This is a genomic window from Pontixanthobacter rizhaonensis (genome assembly GCF_012972675.1).
Taxonomy (GTDB): domain Bacteria; phylum Pseudomonadota; class Alphaproteobacteria; order Sphingomonadales; family Sphingomonadaceae; genus Pontixanthobacter; species Pontixanthobacter rizhaonensis.
Genome location: NZ_JABCRE010000002.1, coordinates 1,241,485 through 1,258,019, shown reverse-complemented (window position 1 = coordinate 1,258,019; position 16,535 = coordinate 1,241,485). Strand labels below are relative to the sequence as shown.

Here is a 16,535-nt window from a genome sequence, read left to right as displayed (position 1 = left end):
CTAGGTTTGGCTTCGCTTGCGCAGCCACAATATCGACCAATCACCATTGATCAGGCGCTTGGCTAAGCGGAAACCGGCTTTGCGATAAGCGCGGCGAACTTTGGGTTCTTGTTCAGTGAGCAAGCCCGCCAAAACCACGCTTCCTCCCGGTGGAACGGCCCTCGCGAAATCAGGCGCCAGTTCGACCAGTGGCCCGGCCAAAATATTGGCAATCAGAAGGTCATACGGCCCGCGCGCTTGCAGCAAGGGATCATCCATTCCGTCCGCGATGATCATGGTCAGCTCACCCGGACGATGGCCCAGATTAAATCCATTGGCGGCACAATTATCTTCTACCACGCCAGTACAGACTGCATCGATATCACTCGCGGTGGCGAGGGCTCGCGGCCATAGATCAAGCGCGGCGAAGGCCAACAATCCAGTGCCGGTCCCGATATCTGCAACGTTTCGCGCCTGAATTCCGGTTTGTTTCATCAGTGTCAGCATCGCCAAACATCCGGCAGTTGTTTCGTGCTGCCCTGTGCCGAAGGCTTGGCTGGCCGGTATCGCAAAGCTTCTGACCCCGGCCTTATTGCTGGCCGGATGATCTGGCGTGTGGACCAAAAACTTGCCTGCGCTGATCGGTTCAACACCTTGTTGACTAAGTGTCAGCCAATCTTGTTGCTCCAGCTTTTCTGATATCAATTTTGGTGGCGAGGCGGAAAATAGCGCGGCAATGGCAGCCATGTCGGCGTCGGTTGGGTTGCGCGGCAGCCAGGCCTCCAACTGCCATTCATCCGGTGTGTCCTCGGCGATTTCGCTGCCCGAAAGAACAATTTCGGGATCCCAATCCCACGCATTATCATGTGCGAGCAGAACGGCTTGGACCACCTTTTTTGGGGCGAAGGCTATGATCTTCCAGCTGTCGGCATCTTTAGCGGACATAGCTAGCTCCGTTCGCGTCGAGTGTGGCGCCGGTTAGGCTTTCGGGTGCATCAAGCGCGCAATAAACGGCAATATTCGCTATCTCTTCCGGCTCTGCCACACGGCCTAAGGGGATATCTGCAAGCAGCCCTGCGCCGCCTCGGCTTTCAAGATAGTCACCGGCCATGGCCGTGTCAGTGAAGCCCGGAGTGATGGCATAACTGCAAATCCGTTCCTTGGCATAGGCGCGGGCAATGGTCTTGTGCATCGCCAGCATTCCGCCTTTGGCCGCGGCGTAGTGCCAATGTGCGGGACTGTCTCCGCGATGCCCGGCACGGCTGGCGATGTGGACAATTCGGCCGGGAATGCCTTTGTCTTGCCAATGAAGCACCGCCTGGCGGGATAATTCGGCGGCGGCAGTCAGGTTGATATCAAGAGCTCGCCGCCAATCGGTCGACCAATCCTCATCCGGCTGATTTAACTGCGATGCTTCGAATAGGCCGGCATTGTTGATGAGAACATCGATTGTGCCGCCAGACATTTGCAGCGCAGCATCCCACAATTGGCGCGGTGCAGCCGGGTCAGAAAAATCTGCAGCAATGTGTGTTCCGCCATGCGGTTTCGTCGCATGACCAATTACGGAAACACCGCGCTGTTCAAGTTGGCTATGGATAGCGGCGCCAATACCTCGGCTTGATCCAGTCAGGAGGATGCATGTCATGCAACGCCTATCCGCAAATTTGCAGCCAATGTCGAGCGCCAGTGCCTTGTTTCGCAGACGCATTGCGCTATGGGAGTGCGTTCAACTGGGGACTTTGCCGGATATTTTTATGACCAACAGGCCGCTTTCACCACATTTGTCGATTTGGAAATGGGGACCGCATATGCTGGTTTCCATATTGCACCGCGTATCGGGCGACGGGATGGCTATTGCCGGCCTTGCCATGCTGCTGTGGTGGCTTGGCGCTTTGGCGAGCGGGCCAGAGGCATATGCGACATTTCAGAGCTGGGTTTGGGCTGATCTGGGCGCGTTGAGTTTTGCAGGGATTGATATCCTGTATTCGATTATCAAAATCATATTGAAGCTGGTTGTGATCGGTTTGTCATGGGCGTTCTTCACCCATTTCTGTTCCGGTATGCGGCACTTTGTTTTGGATATCGGTGCCGGTTACGAATTGGACGCGAATAAGGTCTGGTCGATCGCGAGCCCGATTATCGCTATTTTACTGACTGCCGCCTTCTGGGCGGCAGTGCTGTATCTTTAAGGATTTGAACATGGGTAACGGAACCTCCATCGGGAAAGTACGCGGGCTGGGGTCTGCTCACGAAGGGGCGCATCACTGGTTGATCCAGCGGTTTACCGCGATCGGCAATGTCGTGCTGATGTTGTGGCTAATGACAACTTTCATTTTGCTGCCGAACCTATCGTATGAAACAGTCAGCGCGCATCTGGCGAAGCCGGTTCCTGCAACCGCGATGGTGCTGCTGATTATCTGCGTATTCTGGCACGCACGGCTTGGTCTGCAAGTTCTGATCGAGGATTACGTGCATGAGGCGGGGAACAAGTTCGGCGCTCTCGCTTTGCTTAATCTATCTACTATTGGCGGCGGTGCATTTGGCATTTTCTGCGTCGCTCGACTTGCTCTTGGAGGAGCCGCATAATGGCTGATGTACCAGCTTATAAGATCATCGATCACCTATATGACGTTGTGGTCGTTGGTGCTGGCGGCTCCGGCTTGCGCGCCACAATGGGCAGCGCTGAAGCGGGGCTCAAGACAGCAAATATTTCCAAGGTTTTCCCGACCCGGTCGCACACAGTTGCAGCGCAAGGCGGCATTGCTGCCTCGCTCGGTAACAACACGCCGGATCACTGGTCGTGGCATATGTATGACACCGTCAAAGGTGCCGACTGGCTGGGCGATCAAGACGCGATCGAATATCTCGCGCGTGAAGCTCCGGCTGCTGTTTACGAACTTGAACATGCTGGTGTTCCGTTTTCGCGGAATGAGGATGGAACAATTTATCAGCGGCCATTTGGCGGCCACATGCAGAATATGGGTGAAGGCCCGCCGGTCCAACGGACCTGTGCAGCTGCGGACCGTACTGGCCACGCCATGCTCCACGCGCTGTATCAGCAGAGCCTGAAATATGATGCGGATTTCTTCATCGAGTATTTTGCGCTCGACCTGATTATGAATGACGGCAAGTGCGTTGGCGTTATCGCTATGTGTTTGGATGATGGTTCCATTCACCGGTTCCGCGCGCAAAATGTTGTGCTGGCTACTGGTGGGTATGGACGGTGTTATTTCACCGCGACATCTGCGCACACATGTACAGGTGATGGCGGCGGTATGGTGCTGCGCGCTGGCTTGCCATTGCAGGACATGGAATTCGTCCAGTTCCACCCGACCGGTATCTACGGCGCAGGTGTGCTGATTACAGAAGGTGCAAGGGGTGAAGGCGGTTATCTGACCAATTCCGAAGGTGAGCGTTTCATGGAACGTTATGCACCTTCTGCCAAAGATCTGGCGTCGCGCGACGTTGTATCGCGTTCAATGGCGCTGGAAATGCGCGAGGGACGCGGTGTTGGCGATGATGGCGATCATATTTATCTCCATCTCGATCACATCGAAGAATCGGTATTGGCAGAGCGGCTGCCGGGTATCACAGAGAGCGGCAAAATCTTTGCCGGCGTCGATCTGACGCGCCAGCCTTTGCCAGTGACCCCAACGGTTCACTACAATATGGGCGGCATTCCGTGTAACTACCACGGCGAAGTTGTGACCATTGGCAAGGATGGCAATCCTGACACAGTTGTACCCGGCTTGTTTGCCGTTGGTGAAGCAGCGTGTGTGTCCGTGCATGGGGCGAACCGCCTTGGTTCTAACTCTCTGATTGATCTGGTCGTATTTGGCCGGGCAACCGGTCACCGCCTCAAGGAAATCACCGAAGCAGGCAAAGCGCAGCCAGAACTGCCGAAAGACAGCGCTGATTTGTCACTTGGCCGTCTTGACCACTTCCGCCATGCGGATGGCGGTACACCAACTGCTGAACTGCGTAGCGATATGCAAAAGACGATGCAGAAACACGCCGCCGTTTTCCGTGACAGCGCGTTGATGGCAGAAGGCGTCAAGCAGCTTGCAGACACTTATAAGAAGATGTCGGATATCAAGGTTTCTGACCGTTCACTCATCTGGAACAGCGATTTGATCGAAACGCTGGAGCTCGACAATTTGATCGCGCAAGCCAGCGTGACAATGGCGTCTGCTGAAAACCGCAAGGAAAGTCGCGGCGCCCACGCGCATGAAGACTTCCCTGAGCGTGATGATAAGAAATGGATGAAGCACACCGCAGCCTGGTTTAACGGCTGGGGCGGCACTGGCGGCGAAGTGAAAATCGATTATCGCCCGGTTCATGAATATACGCTCACTGATGATGCGGAATATATCAAACCGAAAAAGCGGGTTTATTGATTTTTGGCCGGGCTTCAGGCTCGGCCATCAAAACTGCGATTGTATCTGTGTTATGTGTGCTGGTGACTGATTAGTCCGGCGGGGTGTCCGCTCTCCGGGCTTTCATAATCATCACCGGTTCTGCCAACATCTGGCCTTTCATCCAACCCTCTCCCTTGTCAGGATCTGTGGGTGCGGCGTGGATGGCCTCGACTATGTCCATGCCGCTGGTGACGTAGCCAAATGCGGCATAGCCCTCTTGCCACAGGGGATCAGGGCTGTCGGGGTTGGCATTCATTCCGGGTGCGTCTTGCAGCATGATGGAAAAGTCACCGGTTGCTGTCCCAGGCTCGTTGCGCGCCATCGACAGTGCGCCCCGCAGATGCAGCACACCGGTATCGGTCGTACGTTCATGGGGTATGGGAAGCAGTATACGATCAGGATCGAATTGCGTGCCCCCTTGGATTAGCCCATTGGGCTGCGTTCCCCAATCCAATTCCATCCGGCGGTAAAACACGGTGCCATCTAGGCGGCCCTCATCAACATAGCGCAGGAAGTTATTGGCCGTAATCGGTGCTCGTTCGGTTTCCAACGCAATAACAAGATCGCCGAGCGATGTTTCCAAAACAACATTGGTAACGCTGTATTGCGCAGGGCTTTCGACGGGTTCCGAAACCGGTTGTGCGGCCAACGAAATTGGTGCGATGACCAGAACGAATAGGGATACAATTTGCTTTAGCACTGTAATCATATGGCAATGGTGCCAATCTTTGGCGCTATTTTCCAGCGTCATGTGATTGTTCCGGCTGCCATTCACAAAGTGTTCAGTTCGTCGCTCTCAATGCACGGTTTATCGTATTGTGGGAGGTAAAAATGAAGCGTGATCGAAGTCCTGGCGTGAAGCTGTTTCTAGCAGCAATTATCGGTGTAGTGCTGCTGATACCGTTGTTGATGGTGTATGCGTTGGTGGGTGATAGGGAAAACCAATCCCGCACCGCGCAGCAGTCTATCACCGCCGGTTGGGGCGGGGCGCAAACCGTTACCGGTCCAGTTTTGGTCATCCCTTACGAGGACCAGTCGGTTCAAACAGAAACCGTCGATGGCAAACAAGTGACACGCTCTGTCACCGTCCGGCGCGAGATGTTCCTGTCTCCGCTCAAGCAAAGCATAAAGACCGATTTAGCGCCGGACGTGAAGCAATATTCGATCTATCGCTCGGTCATCTATCAATCCGATCTCAGCGGTCTTGCAAGCTTTGTCCTGCCCACTGATCTGGACCGGAGCGGTGTGGGCCGTGACAAGCTGCTATTTGATCAGGCAGAGCTTCGTTTCGGGGTGTCCGACCCGAGAGGACTGACCGATGGCACGACTGTTACGGTCGCCGGAGACGTACAGGAATTGCATCCTGGAAACGGGCCTGCCAGCACCAATGGCTCAGGGTTCTCCACTGCTGTAAATTGGGACGGCAGTGGAGAACTGGCCGTAAACTGGAAGTATGGTTTGCGCGGTAGCCGCTCGATTTCGCTTGTACCACGTGGCGGTGAGACGGAATGGAAAGTAACATCCCCGTGGCAGCACCCAAGCTTCAAAGGCAGCTTTCTGCCGGACAATCCGGAGGTTTCCGAAGAAGGGTTCACCGCCAATTACGAAGGCATAACCAATTTGGCTTTGGGCGAGGCGTTGGTGAATTTGAGCGATGCGCCTGCTCCTATTATTGAGGACGGCAGTGGGCGTGATGCAGAATATTATGCATCGGTTGCCGCCGATAATTCGCAAACCAAATTCGCTTCGATCCGCTTGATTGAACCCGTTGATCTCTACAGCCAGGTTGATCGGTCGGTGAAGTATGGCTTCCTGTTTATCGGCTTTACCTTCGTATGTTTCTTCATGTTTGATGTGGTTGCAGGCGCACGAGTTGCAGCGGCAGAATATTTGCTGACTGGCGTGGGTCTGGTGCTGTTCTTTGTGATGCTGCTCGCATTCTCGGAAGTGATCGGCTTCACATGGGCCTATATCGTTGCCAGCTTTGCGATCATCGGTTTGCTTACGTCCTACAGTGCGGCGGTACTTGGGGGATGGCGGCGCGCATGGATGATCGGCGGGATGCTGACCGGCCTATATGCGACGCTATATGTTCTGCTTAGCCTTGAAGCATGGTCGCTGATGATCGGTTCGGTACTGCTGTTCGTAGCGCTTGCGGTGCTGATGTATGCAACCCGCAACATCCAATGGTCCGGGCTCACCGGTTCGCAGGATGAAACAGAAGCGGCCGCTGCTGACAGCTAAAGCGGCTAGGACTTGAGAATATTCGGGCGGGGGAGCGTGCTTCTCCGCCCGAATTGCGTTTGAGACGGCTGTTAAACGTCATCCGGCGAACGGTATCTGCCATTCATCCAGTCTTCATGTTTACATCCGTAGTCGTCATGGCTACAGATGTAATCGAATGAGAGGGTGGATCACATGACATCGTCAAAATCTGAACAACCAGACCGGATTAGTGAGGCGGAACTCGCGGTCATGGAAGCGCTTTGGCAGCGCAACCCGATCACAGCTTCAGAGGTTTGCGACAGCGTTTGTGAGAAGCGCCAGTGGAGCCTTGCCACCGTAAAAACCTTATTGTCACGATTGGTTGCAAAGAAAGCGATTTCTACCAGCCCTGATGGTCGCCGTTTTTTATATGCGCCGTTGATCGCGCGCGCTGACTATGTCGGCGGAGAGTCGCGGCGGTTGGTCGATCGTTTATTTGGAGGGCGGGCAGCACCGCTATTTGCTTATCTGGCAGAATCCGAGGCGTTGTCGGATGATGATTTGGCGGAAATGGAAGCTCTGTTGAAGGAGCTGCGCAAATGACCGATTGGCTAGTCGATACACTCATTTGGACTGCAGCATTGATTGCTTTGGTGCTGTTTGTTCGCCGACCGGTGGCGCGATATTTTGGCCCCCATGTGGCCTATTGGTTATGGATGATACCGCTGGTCCGCTTGGTGGTTCCGCCAGTGGTTCTACCAGCATGGCTTGCACCAGAAGAGGCAGCTTTAGCCGAAGCTCCGTTAATTGCCGCCGGGACCATGCCGGAGGTGACATCAGTGGCTTCGGAGGCACCAACTGCGTTAACTGGAATTGCCGCCAGCGCGATCGGTAATCAGACAATAGCAGAGACGCCATTTGCGGCCGTGGATTGGGCTGCTCTGGCAATGGGAATTTGGCTGATCGGGGTGCTGATGTTCCTCGCTGTGCGTTTCTACTACTATTTTAGGATGCGCTCGCAGCTGCTGCTTGAGGCAAGGCCGGTTGGCCAGGTGGATGGGGTCAATCTGGTGGAAACACCAGACACTAACTCACCGATCGCATTTGGTGTGATCGACCGGGTGGTCGCGCTGCCGGTTGGTTTTATGGCATGCACTGACAAGACCGAGCGTGACCTGGCGATTGAGCATGAATTGTCGCATCACCGCGCGCAGGATCTCCTCGCTAATGTGTTGGTGCAACCACTGTTCGCGCTGCACTGGTTCAACCCGCTTGGGTGGTATGGCTGGCGTGCGATGCGGCGCGATCAAGAAGCCGCCTGTGATGCCAGAGTGATCGCTATGCGAGGCGATGCTGACAAAGCTGCCTACGCCACTGTTATTGCCAGTTTTGCTGCTGGCCCGGATATCGCTCTTGCGGCGCCAATGGCGTGTCCTGTGATCGGCGAAAAATCTATTATCCATCGTTTGAGGAGCCTTACCATGTCTGATATTTCACCGCGCCGCCGGACTGCCGGCCGTGTACTTCTTGGCGCTGCCGTTCTGGCGCTGCCCTTGACTGCATCGGTTAGCTATGCCGAAGCTTTGGCAACGGCTCCTCCGGCTCCGCCCGCTGCGCCTTCGGTAAGCATGGGCGGCACACCTACGCCGCCAGCACCTCCTGCGCCTCCTCCAGCCCCGCTGGCTGTGCAAAGCGCTGCTTCCAGCGCTGTAGCGCCCGAAAACGAAACCCGTGTTTACGTTGTCGACACCGCGGCTGAAGAGAGTGACGACAAGAAGACGGTCAAAGTGATCAACCGCACGAAGAGCGTGTACATCCAAGGGGATGACAACATGACGCCGGAAGAACGCGAAGAGCTTCTCCGCGAACTTCGCGAAGAGCTGGTCGACGTTAGAGTTGAAGTCAAAGAAGCGATGAAAGAGGCTGAAGTCGCTATCATCGAGTTACGGGATGAAGGCGTCACGAACATTTCGATGGAGTGTACCGATGCAGGTGAAGCCGGTGAAACCACTGACTCCGACGGCAAACGTGTGATCCGCATTTGCAAAAGCAAAATCATGGCTAGCGCCCTGACCGGCTTGAAAGAGGCGCGGGCAGCTTTGGCCACGAATAAAGAACTTGATGAGGAAACCCGTACAGAAGTCCTCAAAGCCCTGGACGAACAAATTGCAAATTGGGCTTCAGAAGGCTGATACCCACAGTCCCCGCCTTCTGAAAGACCTGAAAGGCGGGCAGCATTGAGCTGCTCGCCTTTCTATTTTCTAGCCCCTTAGGTCTGAAAACGTATCGCATGCGTTCGAATCGCCGGTCCGCAATCCGGTGCGGAGCCATTGCATTCGTTGTTCGCTGGTGCCGTGGGTAAAGGCTTCCGGATTAATTCGCTGACCGGCGTTGCGTTGCAATGTGTCATCACCAATCGCAGCAGCTGCCGTCAGCCCTTCTTCCAGATCCCCCGGCTCAATCGCGTTTCGGTTTTTGCTCGCCCATACTCCGGCATAGCAGTCTGCCTGTAATTCCATCCGCACTTGCAGCTGGTTACTCGCCCTTGGGTTCTGCGCTTGCGCGCTGCGAATTTGTTCTGACAAGCCGGTTACGGTCTGGATGTGATGTCCGTATTCATGCGCGATCACATAGTATCGTGCGAAATCGCCGCCGGCGCCCATGCGCTGGGCCATCATGTCGTAGAAGCTTGTGTCGATGTAGATCTTTTGATCCGCCGGACAATAAAACGGCCCGGCGGCACTGGTCGCTGATCCGCAGCCGCCAGTATTGACACGGCCATCGCGGAACAGGTTCAAGCCCGGCGCTTTAAACCGCACATTGTTAGCCGCAAATATCGGTTCCCACGTTTCATTGAGCGATGACAGCGCGTTGCACGCCTCCAGCGCGTATTCGCTCTGATTGCAGGCCTGCTCTTCCGATAGTTGGCTGCCGGCAGATTGCGACATCTGCCCGTTCCCACTATTTTGCCCGCTGCCAAGAAACTGTTGGGGGTCAGCGCCAAATACAAAATATGCGATCAAAGCGATTATTATCGTTCCAAGGCCAACTTTGCCGCCTCCGCCGCCAGGAAAGCGCCCACGGCCACCGGCGCCGGTAGATTCAACATTGATATTGTTTGGATTATAGCGCCTTAATCGCATAAAACTCCCCCCTCTGCAGTCGCCATGCCGCATATAATTCTGGACAGCGGCTATGATGCCCGCAAATATCCGGTTGCGCAAAGGTTGCTGCGTAAATTCTTCTCAGGAGACCCCAATGCCATCATCCGCCACACTGTCTGGCAAGCGGGCGCTTGTAACCGGCTCCACCTCCGGCATCGGACTGGCGGTTGCGCGCGCTATGGCTGAAGAGGGCGCAGAGGTGGTTCTGAGCGGGTTTGGTGATGAGGCGTTGATTGCGTCCTTGTGTGAAGAGATGGGCGCGCGCCATGTTGCCGCTGACCTGATGAGCCAAGAGGGCTGCGAAGCATTGATGGACCAGGCTGGCCCGGTTGATATTCTGGTCAATAACGCCGGAATGCAGCATGTTTCACCGGTGGACGAATTTCCGGTCGATAAGTGGCACGCCATTATCGCGCTGAACCTCACGGCGGTGTTTCATACGACCCGTCTGGCCGTGCCAGCCATGAAGGAAAAAGGCTGGGGGCGGATTATCAACACCGCGAGCGCCCATTCAAAAACGGCTTCTCCATTCAAGAGCGCCTATAATGCATCAAAGCATGGGATTGACGGGTTCACTAAAACGGTGGCTCTGGAATTGGCGCAAACCGGTGTCACAGCAAACTGTATCAGTCCTGGATATGTCTGGACCCCGCTGATCGAGGGGCAAATTCCAGACACGATGGCGGCGCGTGATCTGACCCGTGATGAAGTCATCAATGATGTCTTGCTTGCAAAGCAGCCCACCAAGAAGTTCGTTCAGCCAGCGGAAATAGGTGCTCTGGCAGTGTTCTTGTGCCGCGAAGAGGCGGGCAACGTCACCGGTGCTAATTGGAGCATTGATGGCGGTTGGACCGCCGAGTAACGCGGCATAACAGGGGCGTGTGACTGTGAAAACTGGCATTAGACTGGCGGTTTGCCTGTGCGCGCTGATCGGGCTTGGTAGCTGTGCCGGTTCAGACGGTCTGTCCCGGGCAGATGCGAATAATCTCGACAGAATTGAGAGCCGGTTAAGCGCGCATATCGCAGTGCTCGCAAGCGACGAGTTTGAAGGCCGCCGGCCCGGTAGCGAGGGCGAACGCAAAACGCTGCGGTATTTGGCGGACGTATGGCAGGCTGCGGGATTGCAGTCCGCTACTAACGATCCTGCGCACCCTTGGTTCGCACCGGTAGAATTATCGCTGATGACTCCGCAATCACAATCTGTGCGGATCATGCGCGATGGCCAATCCATCACCATCCCGGAAACGCAGGTTAAACTGTTCACTTCGGGAAGCCGAGCATTGGTTGATGATGCCCCAATGGTCTTTGTCGGCAAACTTGGGGCGAGTTTGGACCGCGCTGAACTGGCTGGCCGTATTGCTGTGATGATTTGGGATCATAACGATCGCAATGACCAGCGTGATGCCTTGCTGGAAAACGGCGCTGCGGGGGTATTGGCAATCATCTCTGACGAGGCGGCGTTCGCCGAGCTTGTCCATATTAGAAAGAATGGCGCTTACCGCTTGGCAGAAGAGTCTGCAGGATCCGTGTTAGACGGCGTTATGTCGCTGGATGGCGCGGCTTCAATGCTGGGGCTTGCACGGCTCAATGCCTTGCTCGACACGGCAAAAATGCCCGGTTTCCGGCCACATCCATTGGATGAAACGGCGAGTTTAGAAGCCCGATCAATACCGGGTACGGTTCGCACGCATAATCTGATCGCGAAGTTGCCTGGGAAAAAGCCTGATAGCGGGGCTGTTCTGCTGCTGGCCCATTGGGACCATTTCGGGCGCTGCGGTGACGAGGCGACGGGTGATCAAATTTGCAACGGCGCAGTCGATAATGCCAGCGGATTGTCGATGCTGACTGAAATTGCAGAACAGTTAGGCAAGGGCCCCCGATTGGACCGGGATGTTTATTTTCTGGGTACTACGGCGGAAGAATGGGGCTTGCTGGGCGCCCGTGCTTTTACCCGTGATCCGCCCATTCCGTTGGACACTGTTGTGGCGGCCTTCAATCTGGATGCCGTGGGTATTGCGAAACGAGGCTCGCCCGTCGCCATTGTGGGGGAGGGGCTGACGCCGCTTGATGATGAAGTGAAGTTGATCGCTGCACAAATGGGGCGCGGGCTTGGTAATTCTCAATTCGCCAAACAATTCGTAAAACGTCAAGACGGCTGGGCCTTGCTGCAAGCGGATGTCCCGACACTGATGGTGTCGAGCGCCTTCGCAAGTCCGGATCCATTGCGGGATTATACCAAGGATCGTTACCACAAGCCTTCCGATGAAATGGATGAGATCGAGCTGGGCGGTGCGGCAGAAGACATGTTGCTGCATCTGGAGCTTGTCCGGCATTTTGGCAGCACGGCTTCGCATCCGCCCGTCAGGCCTTAGGGCGCTTTCACAACCGAAAGAGGATAATTGGCCACACCCTCTAGCGACTGCTGCAATTCGTCGGTAAAGGGGCCTGCACTGTTGCCAATGGTGCGATTCCTTCCGTGACTGAAAGCTCCGCGTTCCGCGCGTGGTTTTTGCTTATTCGGGGCCTATTTGGAAAAGAAGCGCAAAAGCCGGATGGCTGCCAACCGTAGAAAGAAAGCGGCGAATATGGATATCCCTCTCGGTCTTACCTTTGATGATGTATTGCTCCGCCCGGCGGAAAGCGACATTTTGCCAAGCATGGCCGACACGCGCACCAAACTAACGCGCGGTATTGAGCTCAATATTCCGGTACTATCTGCGGCGATGGATACTGTGACCGAAGCCGATATGGCGATAGTCATGGCGCAAATGGGCGGCATTGGCGTGCTGCACCGCAATCTTGATATCGTTCAGCAATGCGCTGCAGTGCGCGCGGTGAAGCGTTTTGAAAGCGGCATGGTCGTTAATCCGATTACGATCGCGCCTGATGCCACATTGGGCGATGCGCAAATGATCATGGATCAGAACAAGATCAGCGGCATTCCTGTGACTGACAAGGATGAAAAGCTGGTCGGTATTTTGACCAACCGCGATGTGCGCTTTGCTGAAAATCCCAAGCAGCCCATTCGCGAGCTTATGACGACAGAAAACTTGGCTACGGTGCCGCTGGGTACCAGCCAAGAGGATGCACGCCGGTTGCTCCATCACCGCCGGATCGAAAAATTGATCGTGGTTGATAGTGATTACAAATGCATCGGCTTGATCACTGTCAAAGATATGGAAAAAGCGGTCAATTATCCTCATGCCACAAAAGATGAAGCAGGCCGTTTGCGAGTGGCTGCAGCCACGACGGTGGGTGACAAGGGTTTCGAGCGTACCGAAGCATTGATTGATGCCGAATGCGATGTGGTGATTATCGATACCGCGCACGGGCACAACAAAGAAGTCGCGCGCGCGGTTGAGCGTGCCAAGAAATTGTCGAGCACTGTGCAGGTTGTTGCTGGCAATGTTGCCACCGCTGAGGCGACCCGTGCGCTGATTGATGCCGGTGCTGATGCGGTTAAAGTCGGCATCGGGCCGGGGTCTATTTGCACCACGCGGGTGGTTGCGGGTGTCGGCGTTCCGCAGCTGACAGCGATTATGGAAAGCGCCAACGCAGCCGCCAAGGCTGGCGTTCCAATTATCGCTGATGGCGGTTTGCGTACATCGGGCGATGCCGCGAAAGCGATGGCTGCCGGCGCGTCCAGCATCATGATTGGATCGATGCTGGCCGGGACAGCAGAAGCACCGGGTGAGACATTCCTGTACCAGGGTCGTAGCTATAAAAGCTACCGCGGCATGGGCAGTGTTGGTGCAATGGCGCGCGGCAGCGCAGATCGGTATTTCCAAGCGGACGTTTCCGCATTGAAGCTGGTTCCAGAAGGCATCGAAGGCCAGGTGCCCTATAAGGGCCCTGCGAAAGATGTGGTCCACCAGCTTGTTGGGGGGATTAAAGCGGCGATGGGCTATACCGGTTCGGCCACACTTTCTGATTTGCGCGAGCGGGCGAAGTTTGTCCGGATCACTGGCGCGGGCTTGAGCGAAAGCCATGTCCACGACGTTGCAATCACGCGGGAAGCCCCGAATTACCCGACGCGGTAAGGACATGATATGATCGAAATTATCCCAGTTATGCTGTTCATTCTTGGGTGGCATCCAGACAAACCGGGTGAGATCGATTTACAGCGTCCAGAAATTGTGTTCACAAGTGTTGAAGACTGCGAACTGGCTGGCACGAAGATGGTCGCCAAAATGAACGCGGCTGCGCAGGGGCAAAGCGGTGCCCGTTATGAATTCCGCTGCATGACTATCCCTGGCCGCGAAGAGTTCGAGGCTGCACTCAAGAACGAATTTGAGAACCAAAAATGACCCCCGCAGCCAGAGTTCAATCCGCCATTGGCATACTGGATACTATTATCGAGAAAGCCCGTAGCAGAGGCGCACCGGCAGACCGTGTTGTGTCTGAATGGGCCCGTGCCAACCGCTATGCGGGTTCTAAAGATCGCCGGGCTATTCGCGAGCTGATTTACGGTGCGATCCGCGCGTGCGGGCCAATACCAAACAGTGGCCGCGCGGCGATGCTGCGGTTGGTTGAAGTGCAGCCGGAACTGGCGGATCTCTTCGACGGTTCAAACTATGGGCCGCCCGCAATTGGTAAAAATGAAGCTGCTGCTGTCGGGGGTGTAGCAGCGCCCTGGGTTGTGCGGCATTTGGGGAAGTCTTGGATTTCCGGGAATGAAGCCGAGGCCTTGCTAGAACGCGCTCCGCTGGATTTGCGGGTCAACGCGCTCAAAGCGTCGCGGGACAATTTGGAACTGCCAGCGGCGGGCGAAGAACTGTTGGCGGATAACGGTTTGCGGTACCCCTCGGGAACTCAAGTCGAACAATGGCCAGCCTTTCAAAATGGCCAGATCGAAGTTCAGGATCACGGCAGCCAGTGGGCATGCCGGGCGGTTAAAGCACAACCTGGCGAGACGATCATTGATATGTGCGCGGGTGCCGGTGGCAAAACACTGTCGCTCGCCGCAGCAATGGAAAATCGCGGCACCCTAATTGCCAGTGATACTGATCGGAGCCGCCTATCGCGTTTGCGGCCCCGTGCAGAAAAAGCTGGAGCGAGCATGATCGAACGGGTCTTGCTGGATCATGGCAAAGAACTGGTCGCCCTTAATGAATTTCGCGGCAAAGCAGATGCCGTTTTGGTCGACGCACCATGTTCAGGCACCGGCACGTGGCGCCGCAATCCAGAAGCGCGTTGGCGCTTGGACAAGGCTGAGCTTCTGAAGTTTGCTGAAACACAAGCCAACCTAATTCGCATGGCAGCCCAGCTGGTGAAACCGGGTGGCCGGATTATCTACGTGACGTGTTCGTTACTGAACGAAGAAGGTTCCGACCGTATTGCCGCGTTTTTGATGGGGCATAAAGATTGGACGGCCACTCCGCTTGATCTGCCGATTGGCCGCCCCCACGGCGTTGAAGGGGCGCAAGGAACGCGGCTCACACCGTTCCATGACGGTACGGATGGATTTTTCATCGCGCAGCTCACTTCCCCATGTTAACTCTCTAAGTCATGGCAGAGTCGCACACATCTGAGAAATCTGCCTTTCTGGAGTTAATCATGCGTTTTGGACCTGCCGCTGCCGCTCTTTCCCTTGCCCTTGCGATGACCGCAAGCGTTGGTCAGGCACGCGATCCGGAACCGAATATGCGGGCGTCGATGCTGATTGCGGAAGGTAAGTCGGCGCTGAATTCCGGCCAGCCCCAGAAAGCGATTGATGCATTTGAAGCGGCATTGGCCGTGGATCCGGCCTATACGCCTGTCTTCCTACATCTTGCAGAAGCAGCCCGCCGTGAAGGTCTGCAAGGAAAAGCAATCCGCTATTACCGTGAGGCACTCAAGCGTGATCCGGGCAATTTGGCCGCTATCTCGGGCGAAGGAGCGGCCTTGGTGGAAAAGGGCGCGGTCGAAAAAGCGCGCGTCAACTTGAGCAAACTACAGTCAATCTGCGGCAGTGGCTGCACTGAAACACGGCGTTTAGCAATGGCGATCCGGCAGGGGCCGGAGCAACCCGTTTTGCGTGCGGAGGCAGTCTTGCCCAACGCGCAAGTAACACAGAATTGAGAATATCTGTGGCTGTTATCGGCTGAGCGGCTGCGGCTTGGCCGTATTACAGGGTACCCGAAACCCTAGATCCACCACATCAAACCAGTTCCCGAAACTCTGCCAAAACAGAGCGGTAGACGTTCTTCTTAAAAGGTACGATCAGGTCTGGCAGCTGTTCGGGATCGACCCATTGCCATGCGTCAAATTCTGCGGGATCATGCGCGTTCAGGTCGACATCTGCATCATCTCCGGAGAAGCGCATTAGAAACCAGACTTGTTCCTGCCCGCGATATTTGCCCTTCCATAATTTGCCGAGCAGTTCCTCAGGCAAATCATACCGGATAGGTTCGGAGGTTCGCCCAATAATAACAGCGTTTGCCGCCACAACGCCGGTTTCTTCGGCCAATTCACGAAAGGCTGCGGCTTCCAGGTCTTCGCCCGGATCAACCCCGCCTTGGGGCATCTGCCACCACATATCTTCTGTGCCCATGGTCTCACGGCTATCAATGCGCTTGCCGACAAAGACTTTCCCGTCGGAGTTCACCAACATCACGCCGACGCAGGATCGGTATGCTGTCGGGAGGGGGGCAGAATGGGCTGTATCGTCTGGCAAAATAATCTCTCCGATTGGGACGTGAGGTGGGTTAGACAGGGTTCCCGCTTTTTTCCACTCGACTTTTTGCCATTCTAGGAGAAAAACTTCATTGCGACATTTGTGCGCGGTGCA

At 55.5% G+C, this 16,535-nt stretch carries 17 protein-coding genes; 12 read left to right on the top strand and 5 right to left on the bottom strand.

What is annotated here, in order from left to right:
- Positions 1-924: a 50S ribosomal protein L11 methyltransferase gene (locus HKD42_RS05970; RefSeq protein ID WP_170011187.1), complete on the bottom strand. Its 924-nt coding sequence runs from the start codon at positions 922-924 to the stop codon at positions 1-3.
- Complete coding sequence (locus tag HKD42_RS05965; protein ID WP_170011185.1) at positions 914-1,624, bottom strand: SDR family NAD(P)-dependent oxidoreductase; 711 nt, start codon at positions 1,622-1,624, stop codon at positions 914-916. The genes HKD42_RS05970 and HKD42_RS05965 overlap by 11 nt, the downstream gene beginning before the upstream one ends.
- A gap of 109 nt (positions 1,625-1,733) precedes the next feature.
- Here HKD42_RS05965 and sdhC point away from each other — a divergent pair, with 109 nt between their 5' ends.
- Genes sdhC through sdhA form a run of 3 tightly spaced genes read left to right on the top strand, consistent with a single transcriptional unit; the run spans position 1,734 to position 4,376 of the window.
- Positions 1,734-2,168 (top strand): succinate dehydrogenase, cytochrome b556 subunit, encoded by a 435-nt coding sequence (gene sdhC / locus HKD42_RS05960; protein ID WP_170011183.1) that lies wholly within the window; start codon positions 1,734-1,736, stop codon positions 2,166-2,168.
- A 10-nt stretch (positions 2,169-2,178) separates the two neighbouring features.
- A complete protein-coding gene (gene sdhD / locus HKD42_RS05955) occupies positions 2,179-2,565 on the top strand; it encodes a succinate dehydrogenase, hydrophobic membrane anchor protein (protein ID WP_170011181.1) in 387 nt (128 codons plus the stop codon).
- Entirely contained in the window at positions 2,565-4,376 is a 1,812-nt protein-coding gene (gene sdhA / locus HKD42_RS05950) for a succinate dehydrogenase flavoprotein subunit (RefSeq protein ID WP_170011179.1), read from the top strand. The genes sdhD and sdhA overlap by 1 nt, the downstream gene beginning before the upstream one ends.
- A 70-nt stretch (positions 4,377-4,446) precedes the next feature.
- Here sdhA and HKD42_RS05945 read toward each other — a convergent pair whose 3' ends face one another.
- Positions 4,447-5,148, bottom strand: a complete 702-nt coding sequence (locus HKD42_RS05945) for a peptidylprolyl isomerase (protein WP_246236761.1) — start codon at positions 5,146-5,148, stop codon at positions 4,447-4,449.
- An 80-nt stretch (positions 5,149-5,228) separates the two neighbouring features.
- Here HKD42_RS05945 and creD point away from each other — a divergent pair, with 80 nt between their 5' ends.
- The 3 genes from creD to HKD42_RS05930 all read left to right on the top strand — a co-directional run bounded on the left by creD (position 5,229) and on the right by HKD42_RS05930 (position 8,794).
- Positions 5,229-6,641, top strand: a complete 1,413-nt coding sequence (creD, locus tag HKD42_RS05940; RefSeq protein WP_170011177.1) for a cell envelope integrity protein CreD — start codon at positions 5,229-5,231, stop codon at positions 6,639-6,641.
- A gap of 174 nt (positions 6,642-6,815) precedes the next feature.
- The gene (locus tag HKD42_RS05935; RefSeq protein ID WP_170011175.1) at positions 6,816-7,205 is read left to right on the top strand and encodes a BlaI/MecI/CopY family transcriptional regulator; all 390 of its coding nucleotides are present in this window, start codon (positions 6,816-6,818) and stop codon (positions 7,203-7,205) included.
- Positions 7,202-8,794 (top strand): M56 family metallopeptidase, encoded by a 1,593-nt coding sequence (locus HKD42_RS05930; protein ID WP_170011173.1) that lies wholly within the window; start codon positions 7,202-7,204, stop codon positions 8,792-8,794. The genes HKD42_RS05935 and HKD42_RS05930 overlap by 4 nt, the downstream gene beginning before the upstream one ends.
- A gap of 69 nt (positions 8,795-8,863) precedes the next feature.
- Here the strand turns inward: HKD42_RS05930 and ypfJ are convergent, their stop codons facing one another.
- On the bottom strand, positions 8,864-9,745 hold the full coding sequence (ypfJ, locus tag HKD42_RS05925; protein ID WP_170011171.1) for a KPN_02809 family neutral zinc metallopeptidase: 882 nt from the start codon (positions 9,743-9,745) through the stop codon (positions 8,864-8,866).
- Between the two features lie 115 nt (positions 9,746-9,860).
- On the opposite strand from ypfJ, the gene HKD42_RS05920 reads away from it, so the two are divergent.
- From HKD42_RS05920 to HKD42_RS05895, 6 genes are all read left to right on the top strand, one after another.
- Entirely contained in the window at positions 9,861-10,628 is a 768-nt protein-coding gene (locus HKD42_RS05920; protein ID WP_170011169.1) for a 3-hydroxybutyrate dehydrogenase, read from the top strand.
- 19 nt (positions 10,629-10,647) lie between these two features.
- Complete coding sequence (locus HKD42_RS13440) at positions 10,648-12,138, top strand: M28 family peptidase (RefSeq protein ID WP_170011167.1); 1,491 nt, start codon at positions 10,648-10,650, stop codon at positions 12,136-12,138.
- A gap of 213 nt (positions 12,139-12,351) precedes the next feature.
- On the top strand, positions 12,352-13,806 hold the full coding sequence (gene guaB, locus HKD42_RS05910) for an IMP dehydrogenase (protein ID WP_170011165.1): 1,455 nt from the start codon (positions 12,352-12,354) through the stop codon (positions 13,804-13,806).
- Between the two features lie 9 nt (positions 13,807-13,815).
- The gene (locus HKD42_RS05905; RefSeq protein ID WP_170011163.1) at positions 13,816-14,073 is read left to right on the top strand and encodes a hypothetical protein; all 258 of its coding nucleotides are present in this window, start codon (positions 13,816-13,818) and stop codon (positions 14,071-14,073) included.
- Positions 14,070-15,263, top strand: coding sequence for an RsmB/NOP family class I SAM-dependent RNA methyltransferase (locus HKD42_RS05900; protein ID WP_170011161.1), 1,194 nt, complete (start codon positions 14,070-14,072; stop codon positions 15,261-15,263). Before HKD42_RS05905 ends, HKD42_RS05900 begins: the two co-directional genes overlap by 4 nt.
- A 59-nt stretch (positions 15,264-15,322) precedes the next feature.
- Positions 15,323-15,826: a tetratricopeptide repeat protein gene (locus HKD42_RS05895; protein WP_170011159.1), complete on the top strand. Its 504-nt coding sequence runs from the start codon at positions 15,323-15,325 to the stop codon at positions 15,824-15,826.
- A 79-nt stretch (positions 15,827-15,905) separates the two neighbouring features.
- Here the strand turns inward: HKD42_RS05895 and HKD42_RS05890 are convergent, their stop codons facing one another.
- The gene (locus tag HKD42_RS05890; protein WP_425500377.1) at positions 15,906-16,424 is read right to left on the bottom strand and encodes an RNA pyrophosphohydrolase; all 519 of its coding nucleotides are present in this window, start codon (positions 16,422-16,424) and stop codon (positions 15,906-15,908) included.
- Positions 16,425-16,535: the final 111 nt, after the last annotated feature.